This window comes from Ensifer sp., assembly GCF_035999185.1.
In the GTDB taxonomy this organism is placed as follows: Bacteria; Pseudomonadota; Alphaproteobacteria; order Rhizobiales; family Rhizobiaceae; genus Ensifer.
This window is the reverse complement of the sequence record NZ_DASYHB010000099.1, coordinates 12,166-29,816: the sequence shown is the minus strand read 5'-3', so window position 1 is coordinate 29,816 and position 17,651 is coordinate 12,166. Positions and strand designations below refer to the sequence as shown.

General features: G+C 63.2%; 16 protein-coding genes. 4 read left to right on the top strand and 12 right to left on the bottom strand.

Annotated elements, in window-relative coordinates; all coding sequences use genetic code 11:
* Positions 1 to 170 precede the first annotated feature (170 nt).
* Both VGO04_RS10310 and VGO04_RS10305 read right to left on the bottom strand, forming a co-directional pair.
* Positions 171 to 968: a hypothetical protein gene (locus VGO04_RS10310; protein ID WP_327495852.1), complete on the bottom strand. Its 798-nt coding sequence runs from the start codon at positions 966 to 968 to the stop codon at positions 171 to 173.
* 135 nt (positions 969 to 1,103) lie between these two features.
* Positions 1,104 to 2,768, bottom strand: a complete 1,665-nt coding sequence (locus tag VGO04_RS10305) for an arylsulfatase (protein ID WP_414650528.1) — start codon at positions 2,766 to 2,768, stop codon at positions 1,104 to 1,106.
* Positions 2,769 to 3,007: 239 nt separating this feature from the next.
* Between VGO04_RS10305 and VGO04_RS10300 the strand changes: the two genes are divergently transcribed.
* A complete protein-coding gene (locus VGO04_RS10300) occupies positions 3,008 to 3,475 on the top strand; it encodes a truncated hemoglobin (RefSeq protein ID WP_327495851.1) in 468 nt (155 codons plus the stop codon).
* Positions 3,476 to 3,558: 83 nt separating this feature from the next.
* On the opposite strand, the gene recX is transcribed toward VGO04_RS10300, so the two are convergent.
* The 3 genes from recX to VGO04_RS10285 all read right to left on the bottom strand — a co-directional run bounded on the left by recX (position 3,559) and on the right by VGO04_RS10285 (position 6,648).
* Positions 3,559 to 4,119, bottom strand: coding sequence for a recombination regulator RecX (recX, locus tag VGO04_RS10295; protein ID WP_414650527.1), 561 nt, complete (start codon positions 4,117 to 4,119; stop codon positions 3,559 to 3,561).
* Between the two features lie 263 nt (positions 4,120 to 4,382).
* A complete protein-coding gene (locus VGO04_RS10290) occupies positions 4,383 to 5,153 on the bottom strand; it encodes a siderophore-interacting protein (RefSeq protein ID WP_327495850.1) in 771 nt (256 codons plus the stop codon).
* Positions 5,154 to 5,418: 265 nt separating this feature from the next.
* A complete protein-coding gene (locus tag VGO04_RS10285) occupies positions 5,419 to 6,648 on the bottom strand; it encodes a PLP-dependent aminotransferase family protein (protein ID WP_327495849.1) in 1,230 nt (409 codons plus the stop codon).
* 432 nt (positions 6,649 to 7,080) lie between these two features.
* On the opposite strand from VGO04_RS10285, the gene VGO04_RS10280 reads away from it, so the two are divergent.
* Complete coding sequence (locus VGO04_RS10280; RefSeq protein WP_327495848.1) at positions 7,081 to 8,703, top strand: arylsulfatase; 1,623 nt, start codon at positions 7,081 to 7,083, stop codon at positions 8,701 to 8,703.
* Between the two features lie 55 nt (positions 8,704 to 8,758).
* On the opposite strand, the gene VGO04_RS10275 is transcribed toward VGO04_RS10280, so the two are convergent.
* Both VGO04_RS10275 and VGO04_RS10270 read right to left on the bottom strand, forming a co-directional pair.
* Positions 8,759 to 8,935 (bottom strand): hypothetical protein, encoded by a 177-nt coding sequence (locus tag VGO04_RS10275; protein ID WP_327495847.1) that lies wholly within the window; start codon positions 8,933 to 8,935, stop codon positions 8,759 to 8,761.
* Positions 8,936 to 8,967: 32 nt separating this feature from the next.
* Positions 8,968 to 9,429: a hypothetical protein gene (locus tag VGO04_RS10270; RefSeq protein WP_327495846.1), complete on the bottom strand. Its 462-nt coding sequence runs from the start codon at positions 9,427 to 9,429 to the stop codon at positions 8,968 to 8,970.
* Between the two features lie 225 nt (positions 9,430 to 9,654).
* On the opposite strand from VGO04_RS10270, the gene VGO04_RS10265 reads away from it, so the two are divergent.
* Positions 9,655 to 10,257: a class I SAM-dependent methyltransferase gene (locus tag VGO04_RS10265; protein ID WP_327495845.1), complete on the top strand. Its 603-nt coding sequence runs from the start codon at positions 9,655 to 9,657 to the stop codon at positions 10,255 to 10,257.
* Positions 10,258 to 10,997: 740 nt separating this feature from the next.
* On the top strand, positions 10,998 to 12,524 hold the full coding sequence (locus VGO04_RS10260) for an arylsulfatase (protein ID WP_327495844.1): 1,527 nt from the start codon (positions 10,998 to 11,000) through the stop codon (positions 12,522 to 12,524).
* A 218-nt stretch (positions 12,525 to 12,742) separates the two neighbouring features.
* Here the strand turns inward: VGO04_RS10260 and VGO04_RS10255 are convergent, their stop codons facing one another.
* The 5 genes from VGO04_RS10255 to VGO04_RS10235 form a co-directional block, all read right to left on the bottom strand.
* The gene (locus VGO04_RS10255) at positions 12,743 to 13,048 is read right to left on the bottom strand and encodes a hypothetical protein (RefSeq protein ID WP_327495902.1); all 306 of its coding nucleotides are present in this window, start codon (positions 13,046 to 13,048) and stop codon (positions 12,743 to 12,745) included.
* Between the two features lie 140 nt (positions 13,049 to 13,188).
* Positions 13,189 to 13,887 carry a L,D-transpeptidase gene (locus VGO04_RS10250; protein ID WP_327495843.1) on the bottom strand — a complete coding sequence of 233 codons (699 nt, stop codon included), beginning with the start codon at positions 13,885 to 13,887 and terminating at the stop codon, positions 13,189 to 13,191.
* Positions 13,884 to 14,810, bottom strand: coding sequence for a glycine betaine ABC transporter substrate-binding protein (locus tag VGO04_RS10245; protein ID WP_327495842.1), 927 nt, complete (start codon positions 14,808 to 14,810; stop codon positions 13,884 to 13,886). Before VGO04_RS10245 ends, VGO04_RS10250 begins: the two co-directional genes overlap by 4 nt.
* A 447-nt stretch (positions 14,811 to 15,257) precedes the next feature.
* On the bottom strand, positions 15,258 to 16,991 hold the full coding sequence (locus VGO04_RS10240) for a PAS domain-containing methyl-accepting chemotaxis protein (protein ID WP_327495841.1): 1,734 nt from the start codon (positions 16,989 to 16,991) through the stop codon (positions 15,258 to 15,260).
* A gap of 126 nt (positions 16,992 to 17,117) precedes the next feature.
* Positions 17,118 to 17,633, bottom strand: a complete 516-nt coding sequence (locus VGO04_RS10235) for a metal-dependent hydrolase (protein WP_327495840.1) — start codon at positions 17,631 to 17,633, stop codon at positions 17,118 to 17,120.
* Between the last annotated feature and the right edge of the window lie 18 nt (positions 17,634 to 17,651).

Sequence of the window (17,651 nt, the reverse complement as noted above, 5' to 3'; positions counted from 1 at the left end):
GAACGGTTTTCCGTCCGGAATTGCCAGACATCAGAGAGTTAGATCATTTCACTGTTTCGACGAACCAATGAAATGATCTGGCGTCGCACGGCGCAATCGCGAAATCACCGTCGATCAGGGCACCAACGCCCGAACCGCTCGATGCCCTCACGGCCGCACCCAGCTGCACCTCACTGTGGCGGCGCCGTGCCTGAAAAGCCCTGCCGCGTCCACTGGTAGACCGAGGTATCGGTGCGGAAATTGCCGACCCTTGCCGATGCAAGATCGAGAATGTTGACGATGATCGAGGTCCAGACCAGCGTCAGAAGCACGATCAGGAAACGCACCGGCCGGCCCTTCAGGCCGAACTGGTAGCCAAGCGCGCCCATGCTTAAGACCATCACGCCGATCAGCAGCCAGAAGATCTGCCATGGCAGGCGGATCCCCAGCGCGTAGCGTTCCGCCGTGCTCGCATCGAAGGTCTCGTTGACGGCCGCCATCAGCGACGCCGTGACCGGGTCCGGGTCCTGCTGCACGATCGTCGTCACCCGCTGCCAGATCTGCTGCTGCAGCTTTGACGTGTCGCTGTTGGCCTTGGCGAGCGCATCGCTGTTGCGCCCGGCGCGCACGAAGTCCTCGCGCGTCTTGGTGTAGTCTTCAAGCAGCTTGGCGATGTCGAGCGCTTCCGGCGTGCCGATCGCCCTGGCGCGCAGCCAGGCAGTGCCGATCGCGTTGGCTTCGGCGAGCGTGCCCTGCCGGCGCTCGGTAAAGCGCGTGGTCGAAAAGGACAGCGTCAGCGCCAGCACGAAAGCAAGCAGCCCCAGCATGCCAGCGACGACGACGCCGACATTTTCGATCTGGCCGCCCGCCCGCTCCTTGCTGCGTACGCCGAAGCGGTAACCGATTTCATGGGCGGCAAGCTGGCCGACCAGCGGGACGGCGGCAAAGGCAGGAATGCTGACTTCAGCAAGCGAGATGAGAAAATCCATGGAGGTCCCGGATCAGGTGAGATGCCCACAGCGGCGTGGCCATCAAGTTCGAGGCAATGGTGCCCCGCCAGCCGCTTGTACGATCGATGAGCGTCCCCGCCGCCGGCACGTGCCGGCAGCGGGGTCCTATTTCGTTTACCGCGGGGCAAGGCTCTCCAGTTCGCCGAGCCGCTTCATCGCCTGCTGCTGTGCGAGCAGGCCATAGTTGATGCCGCTGGCGTTGAGCGTGCTTCCCGTCTGGAACGGATAGTCGTTGAAATCGGCGAAGAACTCCTTGATCTTGCCCTGGATCGGCACCAGCAGCCAGATGTTGCGCGCGAGGAAGTCCATCGCGCCGCCGCCCTCTTCCATCCCCCGCTCATAGGGATCCATGCGCAGGTTGGAGATCAGCGCCCAGCTCGGTACCTCACGCGTGGCCGTCGCGATGTTGCCATGGCTGGCAATCGCGAAGCTCAGCTTCCAGTCGTTCCAGCGGATGGCGTTCAAGTTGCCGCCCTGGTCGAAATAATAGACCGAGTCACGCGGCGGCTCTTTCGCCTCGCCTTTCAGGAGCTGGGTCAGATCATAGCCGTCCAGATGCACCTTGAAAGTCTTCGACGTGCCCTTGAAGCCCTTCTTCATCTCTTCCTTGACGTCGGCGATGCCGGCGGCGGCGGCAAGCGTCGGCATCCAGTCCATCAGCGTCACCGGCTCGTTGATCTGCGTGCCCGGCTTCACGACACCCGGCCAGCGCACCATCATCGGAATGCGGAAGCCGCCTTCCCAGGTGGTGCCCTTTTCGCCGTGGAACATGGTCATGGCGCCATCTGGCCACAGGGCAATCTCGGCACCGTTGTCGGTGGTGTAGAGCACGATGGTGTTCTCAGTGATGCCGAGATCGTCGAGCTGCTGCAGGAGCTGGCCGACGTGGCCGTCATGCTCGACCATGCCGTCGGCATGGATGCCCTTGCCGGTCTTGCCCATCGAATCCGGCTTCAGGTGGGTGAAGACGTGCATGCGGGTCGAGTTGAACCAGCAGAAGAACGGCTTGTCGGCCTTCACCTGGCGGTCGATGTAATCCTTGGCAGCCGCCAGGAACTCCTCGTCGATCGTCTCCATGCGCTTGGTGTTGAGCGCACCGGTGTCCTCGATCTTGCCGTCGGCTGACGACTTGATGACGCCGCGCGGGCCGTACTTCTTCTTGAACTCCGGATCCTTCGGATAGAAGTAGCCTTCCGGCTCTTCCTCGGCATTGAGGTGATAGAGGTTGCCGAAGAACTCGTCGAAGCCATGCGCGGTCGGCAGGTGTTCGTCGTGGTCGCCCAGGTGGTTCTTGCCGAACTGGCCGGTCGAATAGCCCTTGGTCTTCAGAACGTCGGCGATCGTCGGCATCCAGTCCTGGATACCGTGCGGGTCACCCGGCATGCCGATGGTGAGCAGGCCGGTGCGGAACGGTTCCTGCCCGAGGATGAACGAGGCGCGCCCTGCCGTGCAGCTCTGCTGGCCGTAACTGTCAGTGAAGATCGCGCCTTCGGCGGCAATACGGTCGATGTTGGGCGTGCGATAACCCATCAGGCCCATCGTATAGGCGCTGATCTGCGGGATGCCGATATCGTCGCCGAAGATGACAAGGATATTCGGCGGCTTGCCGCTTGAGGAGGTGGACGACTGGGCCTTGGCCGGGCTAACCGACGCGCCGGATGCCACCAGCGAGGCGGCTGCAAAGAGTGTTCCGCTCAAAAGCAGGTCACGGCGGCTGACGTCCGTTACCCCGTTCTCGGCCATCGCAGGATTGGCCTTGTTATCGTCACGCATGCTCATCGTACTCTCCTTGTTAAGGCGATCGGAAACGCACTGCTGTCTAGGACCGTGCGGATGATGCGCTTGAGGGAGTGGCTGTCCAAGTACGTAACAGTTACGACGTGTGGGGCCGCACCCGTTACGGCGCCAGGCGTCAACGCTGATCGTCACCGCAGACAGATTGCCGCAACCGCCCGTTCAGCCTTTGGCACGGCCATCCGAATGCCTATATGGTCGGAGCCAAAGCTGAAGGTTACGAGATGAACAACGAATTGCAGGGCCGCCCCGCGCATGTCGCAGCACTCCGCGAGCGTGCGGAAAGAGAAATGCAGGCAATCGGCATCGACGAGGCCTTCGTCAGCCATCTGGTCGATACGTTCTATGCGCGTGTGCTTGCCCATCCAGACCTTGGGCCGGTCTTTGACGCCAGGCTTGCCGGGCGCTGGCCGGAGCACATGGAAAAGATGAAGGGCTTCTGGTCGGCCGTCGCCTTCCGCACCGGCGCCTATGGCGGCAAGCCGGTGCAGGCGCATACGGGCGTGGCCAACATGACGCCGGACCTCTTCCCGAAATGGCTGGAACTCTTCTCCGCGACGCTCGACGATATCGCGCCAACCCTCGAGGCCAAGGCCTGGTTCATGGCAACGGCCGAGCGCATCGCCCGCAGCCTGACGCTGTCGCTGTTTTACAATCCCGCACTCGACGACCCGGCGCTGAAGCGCGCTTAGAGCAATTCCAGCAAAAGTGTGAAACGGTTTTGCGTCCGGAATTGCGTACTTTCAAATAGCCTGCGAGCGCGCGCGGCCTGGCGTCAAAGCGCACGCCCGCCAACCAGGATGTCTTCGGCCTCTTCGCGCGACATCGCGTAAACCTTCTTGCCGATCTCGAAGCTGAAGCCACCCCTGGCGAAGGCTGAAAGCTCCTTGGCCGTGCGCTTCTCGTCGACATCCACCTTGCGAAACGGCCCGAAGGCGCGCTTGCGGGCAAGGGCGACGGCGGCATAGAGGTCGTCCACCTCGGCCACGGCTGCAGCCACAGCGTCCTTGGCGACGCCCTTTTCGGAGAGTTTCTGCGCGATCACCCGCTTCGACTTGCCTCCGCGCACCGCCGAACGGGTCTTGAACTCGGCATAGGCCTGATCGTTGAGCGCGCCGTTGTCATAGGCGAAGGTGACGGCGGCAGCCGCCAGCAACTCCACCTGGGCCACGCTGATCTCCTCGAACTTCTCCCGCGCCTTGCGCGAAATGGCGTCAAAGAGCTGCTTTTCCGTCATCATCTGCCGCGAAAGACGGTAGGCGGCAGAATTGCGCGCCCAGGCAAGCATGCGCGGCGTCGGCTGATCGGATTGCGCTTGATCGTCGATAAGGTCCAAACCTGCCCTGCCCTTTGAAGCGAACAACCGGGCACGACCGTCCCGAACCGGCGGGATCATCATCGCGCCACCGGATGCGACATGTTCTGACTCTTGAGCGCAAGGCAATTGCCCGACGCCGCCGCCCGACAGTTTTCCCGTCGGGTGGGGTGCCAGCCCCACGCCAGAGGACGCAAAAATCCTTGGGCATCGACGCGCGACGCTCCAGGGAAGGGCCGCACGGTTCTTCGAACCGCTTGGCCATCCGTTCGCTAAGGACGCGCCTACTCGAACTTCTCGGTGCTGTCCGCTTTGCCCTTGACCCAGTAGCCGGAGGCTTTCAACCAGGGAAGCGGCAGCCCGCGTTCGGCGACGAAGTGAAAGCGGATCGCCCGCGTCACCGAGGCTTCGGCTGCGATCCAGACGAAGGTGCCGGGTTCGAGCGCCACCGATCGCACCGCCGCAAGCAGTGCTGCGGGATCGCTTGCTGCCTCCAGCGGGCGATAGGCCCAGTGGGATGTGAGGCTGGCCTCGGTGCGGAAGCTCTGGCGTTCGTCCGGCCCGGTCACAGCTGCGATGCTGACGATCCGCTGGCCGGCCTTCGCCTCCTCGATCCGTCGGCCGATCGCCGGCAGTGCCGTTTCGTCGCCGATCAGAAGCAGGCGTTCGACATCGCCCGAGATCACCGCCGAGCCACGCGGCCCGCCGATCTCCAGGGGATCGCCGACCTTTGCCTTCATCGCCCAGGCCGTCACGGGTCCCGCCTCGTGCAGCGCGAAATCGAGCGCCAGCAGGCGCGCATCGTTGTCGTAGCGGCGCGGTGTATAGTCCCGCATCTCCATGGTGCCGTCAGCGCCGGGCACGAAGATCTTGATGTGATCGTCCGCCCCGAGGCTGACGAAATCCGCGAGGTCGTCGCCGGAAAGCGTGATCCGGAGCATGCCCGGCGTCACCTGCTCGATACCGGAGACGACGAGCGACCGACGCTTCAGCTCATGGCGAACACGCTCGATGCGCGGCGGGGAGAATTGGGAGTAGCTGTGAGAGATGTCCATTTGTGTCCTTTGAGGCTTTCAACCTCGATCCGCAGGACACAGTCGCGCAGATCGAAGCCGCTTCAAGCCGATCGATCATACGCGTTGAGTGACGTTAACGCTTACGTGGCCGGGATACGCCCGGTCATGTCACGGAAATCTGTCTACCGGAAAGGTCCGCATCGAGCAATGCGTCATCTTGACTAAAACACGAAGGTTTTACCAGACAAAAGAAAACGCGCCCGCAGGAGCGAGCGCGTCTTCAAGAAACGAACGACCAGAGGCCTTAAGCAGCGAGTGCCGCCGCTTCGCCGCGGATGAGATCGCCGAGGCGGCGGATGCCCTCGTCGATCATCTTGTCGTTGGCGCAGGAGAAGGAGACGCGCAGCGTGTTTTCGCCCGATCCGTCGGCAAAGAAGGCACGGCCCGGCACGAAGGCGACCTTGGCGGTCTCGATCGACTTTGCCAGCAGCTCGGCACCGTCCATGCCCTTGGGCAGCGTCACCCAGACGAACATGCCGCCTTCCGGCTTCGTCCAGGAAACGCCCTCGGGCATGTACTTCTCGAGCGCTGCCAGCATGGCGGTGCGGCGGTGCTTGTAGACCTTGTGGATCTTGGCCACCTGCTGGTCGAAGCCGCGCTCGGCAACGGTGCAGATCGCCATCTGGTTGATGGTCGAGGAATGCAGGTCGGCCGCCTGCTTCAAGAGCACCAGCTTGCGGATGACCTTTTCCGAGGCGCAGACCCAGCCGACGCGAAGGCCGGGGGCGAGCGTCTTTGAGAACGAGCCGCAATAGATCGTGCGGGTGTTGTTGATGTCGCCCTTGCGCTCGATTTCGAGCGCAAGGATCGGCGGCACCGGCTCGCCGTCGTAGCGCAGCGACTGGTAGGCCGCGTCTTCGATGACGGCGATGTCGAGTTCTTCGGCCAGTGCCAGCACGCGCTCGCGCCCTGCCCGGTCGACGGTTTCGCCGGTCGGGTTGGCGAAATCGGCAGAGAGATAGGCAAACTTGACGCGGCCGCCGGCGTCCGTTGCCGCCTGGCGGTAGGCTTCCGGCGTGCGGTTGCCGTTGGGGTTCAGCTGGTCATAGGTCGGCTCGTAGGCGTTGAACGCCTGCAGCGCGCCGAGATAGGTCGGCCAGGTGACGAGCGCCGTATCGTTGGGCGACAGGAACAGCTTGCCGATATAGTCGAGGCCCTGCTGCGAGCCCGATGTGATGAAGATGTTGTCGGCACCGGCCGGAATGCCGATTTTTTCCATCTCCTTGGCGAGCCATTCGCGCAGCGGCTTGTAGCCTTCGCTCACCGAATACTGCAGGGCAGCGCTCACGGCCGGGCCGGAAAAGATCTCCGCATAGGCGTCCTTGAATTCGGCGTCCGGAAACAGCGCAGGATCGGGAATGCCGCCGGCAAACGAGATGATGTCGGGGCGATCGAGCAGTTTCAACAGTTCGCGGATTTCCGAGGCGCGCATCCGGCTCGAGCGCGTCGCGAAGATATGTTCCCAATCCAGCATGGGGTGTTTCCTCAAGAGATTATTGGTGCGGAAAGCGGTTCTCCGCCTCCACCACGTCGTTTAGAGCGCCATGCGTTACCATGAACGCACGAAGGAAGCTCCATTCTTGTCGTTCTAGAGCATCTTTTCGCCTCAAGCGACCCACTTGAGAACGGAACGCTCCGGACGGTCCAGCGACAGGATCACGGCGGCTAATTTATGTCAACATTATTGACCTAAATTCGTCCGATTTTCGGCTTTGCACGCGACGTCAAATGCCTCACGCAACGTTAGTTAGAGCCGCGCGCCCTGCCGCCGGCGGCGAGGCAAGGCGCAACGTAACTGTTACATCCTTGCTCCCCGCACGCGGGCGGCGCAGGATCGCCGCCGACCACCGATTGCCTTTCGTCAGTCCAAGCCGCGGTTATCCCCGCCGATATGGAGCAATGTGTCATGAGCAAGCATCCGGTAAGCGATAGCAGACAGAACGAACCGCAAGGCGACCACCTGAGCGTCAGCCGCCGCGACCTCCTGCTCGGCGGCAGTGCGCTGGCCGCAGCCGCCCTCACGGTTTCGGCAACCGCCACCCAGGCGCAGCAATCCACCACGCCGGCCGCCGGTGGCAAGCCGAACATCCTGATGATCATGGGCGACGATATCGGCTGGTTTAACCCAAGCATCTATCACCGTGGCATGATGGGCTATCGAACCCCCAACATCGACCGCATCGGCAATGAAGGCGCGATGTTTACCGACTGGTATGGCGAGCAGAGCTGCACCGCCGGCCGCGCCGCCTTCATCACCGGCCAGTCGCCGATCCGCACGGGCCTCACCAAGGTCGGCCTGCCAGGCGCCGATCTCGGCCTGCAGCCGGAAGACCCGACCGTCGCCGAGTTGCTGAAGGCGCAGGGCTATGCCACCGGCCAGTTCGGCAAGAACCATCTGGGCGACAAGGACGAGTTCCTGCCGACCAATCACGGCTTCGACGAGTTCTTCGGCAACCTCTACCACCTCAACGCCGAGGAAGAGCCGGAGAACCCCGACTACCCGAAGAACCCGGAATTCAAGAAGCGCTTTGGCCCCCGTGGCGTCATCCACTCCTTCGCCGACGGCCGCATCGAGGATACGGGCGCGCTGACCAAGAAGCGCATGGAAACGGTCGACGGCGAATTCCTGGCGGCAGCGCTCGATTTCATCGACCGCCAGCACAACGCCCAGAAACCCTGGTTCTGCTACTTCAACTCCACCCGCATGCACGTCAACACCCACCTGAAAGCCGAATCCGCGGGCAAGACCGGCAAAGGCGTCTACCCGGACGGCATGGTCGAGCATGACGGCATGGTCGGCGAGCTCTTAAAGAAGCTCGACGATCTCGGTCTCGTCGAAAACACCATCGTCGTCTACACCACCGACAATGGCGCCGAGGTGATGAGCTGGCCGGACGGCGGCAACACGCCGTTCCGCGGCGAAAAGGCCACCAACTGGGAAGGCGGCTACCGGGTGCCCACCTGCATTCGCTGGCCGGGCGTGATCAAGCCGAACACCGTCTACAACGAAGTGTTCTCGCACTATGATCTGATCCCCACCTTCTGCGCTGCCGCCGGCGAGCCGGATGTCGTCGCCAAGTGCAAGACCGGCTATCAGGCCGGCAGCAAGACCTTCAAGGTCCATCTCGACGGCTACAACCTCATGCCCTTCTTCCGCGGCGAGGTGAACGACGGACCGCGGCGCGATTTCCTTTACTGGAACGACGACGGCGAACTGGTTGCCGTCCGCGTCCAGGACTGGAAGGTGGTCTTCAAGGAACAGCGCAGCACCGGCATCGGCGTCTGGCGCGAAGAGTTCACCAATCTGCGCGCGCCGAAACTCTTCAACCTGAGGGCGGATCCGTTCGAGCGCGGCGATGAATCGATGGAATACGAAAAGTGGTTCTTCGACCGCGCCTTCGTCGCCGTCCCCTCGCAGGCGGTGGTTGCGCAATGGCTGTCGAGCTTCAAGGAATTCCCGATCCGACAAAAGCCGGCAAGCTTCAACCTCGACGAAATTATGAACCAGCTGTCGAACACCAAGCAGTAGGCTTTGATGCCAACCCCTTCCCGCCCCCGCCCGGCAAAACCGCGCGGGGGCGGCTTCAGCTCCGCACCGCCGATGCGCCCGCACCGCCGGAAAAGAGCAAGCGGAAACCGAGCCCGAGCACGATGGCGCCGGTGACGCGCTCCTGCCGGACGATGAGGCGTGGGGCGCGATAGAACATCTGCCCAACCGTCGTCATCCGCAACATGCGGCAGCCGCTGCCGTAGATCGACAAGCGCTGACCTTGGATTGGCCGTCCTCCTTCCCTCATGGATACGCGCGCCATGGGACACTGTGGCCGGAGAGAAACTGCTTCTGTGCCGCTTCCCGCTCCGTCTCCGGAACGCAGCCACGCGTTGCGGTGAAATCAAGAGGAAGGCCGGCATAGCCGCCAGCCCGACGTCGATCCTGGCTGACCGTCCATTGCAACCTTGCTCCCTGCCTCAGAGCGACGCCGCGTCGGCAGCTGAAGCGCACGCACAGGAAAGTTCCGGAATTGACATCGCAACTGAAGCCCAGCGCGCGCAGTTCGCCCGCCATCGCGGCAGGTTCGCCGTTTACCTTCTGCCCCAGTGCGTCCAGCAGCGCATTGAAAGTCTCGTACCCCAAGGGCAGGTCGGATCGGGGATCGCGCTCGCCATCGGCCACCGCCGCATTGCTGAACAAAGCCGAAAGAATGAAGACCGACGCGAAAAGGCGCATCCTTGCCCGCGGCGCGAAATCGTTCATGGCGTCATCTCTCCCCACAGCGCAGATCTGGTCGCTGATCGTCCGGGTCGCAAGACCGGGAACCGTGCCGGCGAAGCAAGCAGATTCGCCGCGATCGGTCTCCCCGGATCGTGGGAGTGGCTCCGACGGTTCGACAGGAAGGAACGAAGAAGACGCACCACGCTAGAGCTGCGAGGCGCGTCGCTTTCCGCTACATCTTTGATGCACCCGATAGAAAGAGCCGCGATGGCAAGCCCTGATCCCGACGACACCCTCGCCTTCTACCGCGATCATGCCGCGACCTATGCCGCACGCGACCGCAAGCCGCCGACCGCGCGGCTCGCCGCCTTCGTGCATCGGCTCCCGCCCGGCGCCACCGTGCTCGATCTCGGCTGCGGCGGTGGGCATGACAGCCTCGCAATGCTTGAAGCCGGGCTCGATATCACCGCCTGCGACGGCTCGCAGGAGCTGGCGCGCGAGGCTGAAATCCGCATCGGCCGCAAGGTCGAGGTCATCCGGTTTCAGGAGATTGTTTGGCTAGATCGTTTCGACGGCATCTGGGCCGAGGCGTCGCTCTTGCACGTGCCGCGCACCGAGCTTGCCGATGTGCTCATGCGCGTTCGCCGGTCACTGAAGCCAGGCGGTTTTCTGCACGCAAGCTTCAAGGCCGGGGAAGCGGAAGGGCACGACCGCTTCGGGCGCTACTACAATTATCCCTCGGCCGAAGGGTTGCGCAGCCTTCTCGAAGAGGCCGGCTGGTCGGATGTCAAGATCGGCGAGGCAGACGGTGGCGGCTACGACAGCGAACCGACGCGCTGGCTATATGTCGAGGCAATGCGCCCGGCCTGAAGCCGCCCGCCGAAAGCTGCCGCCAGAAGCCGGAAGCCAGAAGCCGGAAGCCAGAAGCCGGAAGCCGGAAGCCAGAAGCCGGAAGCCGGAAGCCGGAAGCCGGAAGCCGGGCATTGCCCTGCTGCTCCCCGCATCGGCAAGAGCTATTGATCCTGCTTGCCGCGTTCCGATCCTGCCTGCCGCATTCGGCCTCGTCGGTCCTTCAGCCCTACGCCTCTCGGCTGAAGTAACTCAGGATCAGAAGCGTGCAGATCGCGGCTACGATAATGGCGTCGAAAAGTGCAAAATGCTCGAAGAACGAGAGCATGGCATATCCTCCTTCCAACTAAACCTATGAGAGCACATATCTTTCGGATTTGGAAGAAAAATTCGAGGATATACTCGAAACGCGCGAATATTACTCGACGCTATTATTGCCTTGCAGCAATGTTATTTCCGCAACGCACAATGACGTTCTCGTTGTTCCGTCGCATGGCGTCGTGAACAACAGCCGTTCATTGCGGCAACCGAACGGCTTGATTTCCCTTCCATCTCCGGCCTGTCGGCCAAGGCGTCCGTTGACGCCAGCCGGCGCCTTTTCACGTCCGTCCAACCGTCCGGCGGCGGAACTGGCGTCAGGCAAAACCCGACCCGCAGCTGCGCTCCAAACCGATTGACGGCGCTACCGGGAGGTGTAGATATTAGAATGATCGAATAGACAAAATCCGCCGTCCGGCGGATCGATTTTCCAGGGGGTGCGCATGTCTGAACTGCACGCGAGCCACGCAGATGCGAACGCACGCGACCTCGAAACGGTTGGAGCGACCAGGAACAGGAAGGGCCTGACCCGTCGGCAGGCGTTGCTCGGCGGCGCGGCGGCGATCGCCCTTGCGGCCGGCATACCCTCAGGTATCGGCGGCCTCTCTCCCGCCCCTGCCCGCGCCAACGGCACGAGACCGCCAAACATCGTCTACATTATCGCCGATGACCTCGGCTGGGCCGATGTCGGCTTTCGCGGCTCCGACATCAGGACGCCGAACCTCGACAAGCTGGCTGAGACGGGCGCGGTCTTCGACGCGTTCTACGCCCAGCCGATGTGCACACCGACGCGGGCGGCTTTCCTCACCGGCCGCTACCCCTTGCGCTATGGCCTGCAGACCGGCGTGATCCCCGCCGCCGGATCCTACGGGTTGGCCCTTGACGAATATCTGCTGTCCCAGGCCATGAAGGACGCCGGCTACAGGACCGCGCTCGTCGGCAAATGGCATCTCGGCCACGCCAAGGCGGAGTACTGGCCGAAACAGCGCGGCTTCGACACGTTTTACGGCGCTTTGGTCGGCGAAATCGATCACTTCAAACATTCGTCGCACGGCGTGAAGGACTGGTACCGCGGCAACAAGCCGCTTGAAGAGACCGGCTTCGACAACAGCCTCTTCAGCGACGAGGCGGTGCGCGTCGTCGAAGGCCACGACCCTGCAGCGCCGCTGTTTCTCTATCTTGCCTTCACCGCCCCGCATACGCCGTTCCAGGCGCCGCAAGAGTATCTCGACCGCTACAAGCACATTGCCGACGAGAACCGCCGCGCCTATGCGGCGATGATCTCCGTCATCGACGACGGCGTCGGCAAGCTTCTGTCAGCGCTTGAAAAACGCGGCATACGCGACAACACGCTGATCGTCTTTCACAGCGACAACGGCGGCGTGACGAGCTCGCTCTTTGCTGGCGACAGCAAGATCAGCGGTGCGTTGCCGGCAGACAACGGCCCCTACCGCGACGGCAAGGGCACGCTCTACGAGGGCGGCACAAGGGTTGTGGCCCTCGCCAACTGGCCAAAGATGATCAGGCCGGGAAAAGTCCGCGGCATGGTCCATGTGGTCGACATGTACCCGACGCTGGCGGCAGCAGCCGGCGCGCCGCTCGACGAGAACAAGCCTCTCGACGGCATCAACCTTTGGACATCGCTGACAGAAGGCACGCCGTCACCACGCACGGAGATCGTCTACAATATCGATCCGCTGGCAGGCGCCGTGCGCAAGGACAACTGGAAGCTCGTCTGGAAGGCGGCGCTGCCGCAAAGGATCGAACTGTTCGACCTTGCGACCGATCCGTCAGAGACAAAGGATCTCGCTGCCGAGAACGAAGACCGGGTGCGTGATCTGCAGGACCGCATCACCGACCTTGCCGGAGAGATGGTTCAGCCGCTGCTTTTCATGGACGCGACACGGCTGACCTTCTATGCGCCTCCGATCGCGGCCGATCCATCGACGCTGTTCAACCTCGGCGACTAGAGCAATTCCAGGAAGCTTTTGCCGCTCGACAATCGACCCCAGGGCCAAAGTGTCGGCCAAGGGTGCGCCGCAGCCCGTTCAAACGCGCACATGAGAAGCCTCAGGCGCTCTGCGACCTTCCACCCGGATCACCGAACAAGGCCGCCGCGACCGGCTGTCGGCGCCAGATGATTTCAAAGGATAAAGGTGTACGCTGATGTCGCGTGACGTCGCAGCCCTCAGCCGGCCGGCGTCACCGATTTCACGCTGCCCGCAGTGTCGACGATGCAGTTGAACTTGCGGCCGCCGGCGTCGAGGTCGACGCTGTAGGAGGCCGCGTCGAGCGCGCGCGAGCTCGTCGGCAGGACCTTGGTGCTGTCGACCTGTGCAGCACCGGCAACCGCGTGGGCGCACAAAAGCTGCAGGTCGGCGGGCGCCGTCTGCAGGCTGGTGCGCGCCATGTCCTCCGGCTTCGGCGGCGACTGGCAGCCGCTGATCATGGCAAGCGCCAAGGTGGCCGCAACAAAACCCTTCGAACGCAACATCCCCTGGCTCACCGCGTGATCTCCCCTTTGATTATCTGGCCTTGGTTTCCTGTGGGATCGAATGGCCGCCATTGTCCCCTGCAGCCAGCCGACAAGCATCTCGCCGCCTTTTCGGGCGGCGTTTGGTCAAACGTCCGCGTTCAAACGCCCTTGTAGAGTGCGGCCCCCTGCATCAGCACGATGACCTTGGCGCCGATCTCCACCCGCGAATGCAGGTCGACGATGTCGTCATTGTTCATGCGGATGCAGCCCGACGAGACGTCGAGGCCGATCGTCCAGGGCTCCACCGTGCCGTGGATACGGTAGATCGTGTCCTGGTCGCCCTCATAGAGATAGAGCGCGCGGGCGCCGAGCGGGTTGTCCGGGCCGCCGGGCATGCCGGCCGCCCACTTGGCCGCATTCGGGTCGCGCGCCACCATTTCGGCCGGCGGCGTCCAGGTCGGCCATTCCGCCGTGCGCCCGACGCGCACGATGCCGGCCCAGCCGAAGCCTTCGCGCCCGACGCCGATGCCATAGCGGACCGCCTGCCCGCCGGGCTGGACGAGGTAGAGAAAATGCTGGTTGCCGTCGATGATGATCGTGCCCGGCTTTTCGGCCGTGCGGAACGGCACCACCTGGCGGCGGAATGCCTCCGGCACCTGGTTGGTGCGGGCGAAATACTGCCGCGCTTTCTTCTTGTCGTAGTCGACCCACTTCTTGGTGCGGGCATCGTAGATCTGGGTCTGGGCAAGGGCCGCCAGCGGCCCGAGGCAGAGGACGGCGGCAAGGAAGCCGATGCCGAGACGGCGGGCGCGAGACTTGGAACGATCGGCGCTGCTGGTGTCAGGTCCGTTGGTCATGGTTTCGCCCACCCGTCGATGCGGGCCGCATTGTCTTCGGCCCATTTCCTGGCGTAGTCGGCAGGCGCCTGCCGCTCGACCTCCAGCGCATAGCTCATCTTCGTCACTTCCTCCGGCGAGAAATCCACCTTCTCGAGGAACTTCGCGACGTCAGGATGCTTCTTGCCGAAGGCGGACGCATAGGCGATCTGGAAATGCGCCGCCTCCCAGGCGGTCGAGGCGCTCGACTTCGAAACCCAGAGCGGATCGCTCGGCGGCAGGATCTTCCACTTGGCGGCATCGTGCGGCGGCTCTTCGAGCCGGGCAATCTGGTGCAGCTCGAACACATGGTGCGGCGCGTAGCAGTAAAACACCATCGGCCGCTCGGTCGCGACCGCGGCGTCCACCGCCGCCATCGCCACTTCCTCCTCCGCCTCAAACAGCGTCAGGCTCTCGCCATAACCGTAGCCGGCCGCCCGAGCCCGCTCGATGCCGGTCGAAAGCCAGGTCTGGGCGCCGATCCACATCTCGCCCTTGCCGTCGCCGTCGGTGTCGAGGATCTTGGTCTTTTCGGGGTCGCTGAGGTCGGCGACCGTCTTGATGGTCTTGGCGGCCTCCGGCGTCGCGCAGAGCCCCTGCCAGGCGGGCACGCTGCGCTCGGTCAGCTTGCCGACGCCCTTTTCAGTCACGTATTTGCGAACGACATCCTCGAAATTCGGCCGCCAGACTTCCGGCTGGATATCGACCGTGCCGGTCTCGAAGCCGACGAAGGCGTTGAGCGTGCCGAGCTCCTTGACCTCGGCGTCCAGCCCGAACTTCTTGGCGATACCGACTTTCAAGATATTGGCCGTTGCCTGGCCCGACGGCCAGTTCGGCATGGCGATCACCAGATCGGCCGCCGCGGCAGGCAGGGCCACGGACGCGGCAAGCATTGCGGCCAGCATGGCTGGCAGAAACCTCGGCTTTCCCTTCACAGTCCCCTCCGGCCTCGAACAATCGATGCGAATGACGTCGTGAATGCGTATCAGGAATGCGTCTTGTCGGTGTGTCGTGTCAGTGTTTCGTGCGCCGGGCGGCAGGCGCCAACGGCTCTGCAACGGCCGGCCTCGAGCCCGGGTTTGTAATCGTTGTTGGCAGGCTCTTGGTACTGGCCGGCAGGATGCATAGATCGGCGGCTTTCGTCAACGACAGACGATCACACGTTGCGCTTCAAGAGGACGTCTACCGACCCTGCTCGTGCTCCCCGCGCGCGGCGCGGTCACGGAGCGCTAGCCGTTTCACCGACCCGAAGAGGCCCAGACCGGGAGAGATCTGAGCCCAAAAATTGCTTGGACCCGAAGAGGCTTGGAGGGAGCGGGGCCGGACACCCTGCATGTCCGACCCCGCCTCCATCAGGCGGCCTGTGCGTCGGTTGCCCGACGCCGGTCGCCGATCCCGCGGTTTGCTGCCGACGTGCCGGCCTCGCGCCGCTCAGTGCGGCGGTTGAGCTGGAAGCGATTGACCAGTTCGGTCAGTCGCTGCGCCCCCTCCGCCAGCTGCACGCTGACGTCGGCGGTGCGCTTGACCATGCTGGTGTTTTTCTGGGTCATGGCGTCGATGTCGTTGACCGCAGCGTTGATGTCGCCAAGACCTGCCGCCTGCTCGGTGGCAGCCGTCGCGATCGCCTCGATACGGGTGTCGATCGCTGCGACATAGTCCTCGATTTCCTTCAGCGCGGCACCGGTATCGCCGACGAGGCGCACACCTTCGGCGACTTCGGATACCGAGTTGTGGATCAGCGCCTTGATCTCCTTGGCGGCCTTGGCAGAGCGCTGCGCAAGCTCGCGAACTTCCGAGGCGACGACGGCAAAACCCTTGCCGGCCTCCCCTGCGCGTGCGGCCTCGACGCCGGCGTTCAGCGCCAAAAGATTGGTCTGGAAGGCGATTTCGTCGATCACGCCGATGATCTGGCTGATTTCTTCCGACGCCGACTTGATGCGCTGCATCGCCGTGACCGCATCACGCACGACGTCGGACGAGGCGTGAGCGGACTGGCGCGCGTTTTGCACCAGCGTGCGGGTCTCGTGGGTGTTCTCCGTCGAGGTGCGCACGGTCGCCGTCGCCTGGTCGAGTGCCGCCGACGTCTGCTCGAGCGCTGCCGCCTGCTGGCGGGTGCGCTCGGAAAGATGCTCGGCGGCATCCTTCATCTCATGGCTGTTGGCGTTGAGTTCCCGGGTCTGGCCGAGCACGGCCGAAAGCGTTTCCTGGAACATGCCGATCGAGGTGTTGAAGTCGCGGCGAAGGCCTTCGAGGTCACCGGCAAACGGCTCGTCCAGGGTCATGCGGATGTTGCATTCGGCAAGACGCCCGAGCCCGGCGCCGATCTCCTTGACCGCAAAGACGCGATCGGAGACGTCGACGGCAAACTTCACGACCTTCGACACCCGCCCTGCATCGTCGAGGATCGGGTTGTAGGAGGCCTGGATGAAGACCGTGCGCCCGCCCTTGCCGATGCGCATGAACTGGTCGGTGACGAAGCGCCCGGATGCCAGATCCCGCCAGAACGCGGCATAGTCGGGCGAGTGCGCATAGCCCGCCTCGCAGAACATCGAGTGATGCCGGCCGACGATCTCGCTCAGCTCATAGCCCATCGTCGAAAGGAAGTTTTCGTTGGCGGTAATGATCTCGCCCGATGGCGTAAACTCGATGACCGCCTGGGCGCGCGACAGAGCGTCGATCTTGCCCTGGTCGTCGGCGCTCTTGGCCTTCGTCGCGGTGATGTCGGTTGCGAACTTGACCACCTTGTAGGGCTTCCTGCCGCGGAACACCGGGTTGTAGGAGGCTTCGATCCAGATTTCGCGACCGCCCTTGCCGACGCGTTTGTATTGCTGGCTGTCGAATTCGCCGCGGGCAAGACGTGCCCAGAAGTCGCGGTAGGCGCTCGACGCCGCCTCTTCCGCCAGGACGAACATACGATGATGACGACCGACGATTTCCTTCAGCTCATAGCCCATGGCCCGGCAGAAGTTCTCGTTGGCGGTGAGGATGTTGCCGTCGAGATCGAATTCGATGATCGCCTGCGACCGGTTGATCGCGTCGAGAATGGATTTGGCATCGGAAGGGAAAAGGGATGGCAGGCCAGACATGGGGAATCAGAACCTCATAACTAACAAATCGGAAATGGATCCATGCGAATTGTAGCTATTGGTATGATAAATTCCTTAAGCGATCGTTTTCGCGATCGCGCATTCTGAAGCCTTGTTTCGCTCGTCTCAGGCGGCCGTGGATTCGACCGCACGCCAGGCCCTGAAATCGCGCACGGCAAAACCGGCCGCCACAGTCGCGATCAGCAGTTCCAGTGCAAAGGTCCAGTGCAGCAGGAAGTTGAGGTACCAGGGTTTGTAGAGCGCCGGCACATGCACCAGGTTCACACGCAGGTCCGAGAACGGCTGCAGCCAGCTGATGTCGGCGGCAACCGAATCCAGCACGAGATGCATGAGCACGCTGGCGAGGCCAACGCCGACGAGGATCAGTTGCCGGCGCTGCCCGCTCGCCCAAAGGACAAGGGCCGCGATCGCCGCCAGCGCGAGCCAGAAGGCCGGCATGTGCACCCAGTAGTCGTGATGCGGCGTGCGTCTCTGGTCGATGAGGTAGAAATAGGCGAGGTCGAAATCCGGCAGCACGGAGAAGAGAAGCCCGACCGCAACGATTGCACGTGCCTGCTGCGGACGGCGACGGGCAAATGGGCGGCTCAGCAGATAGCCGGCCGGCAGATGGGCGATGAACAAGGCTGGTTTCCTCCGGCA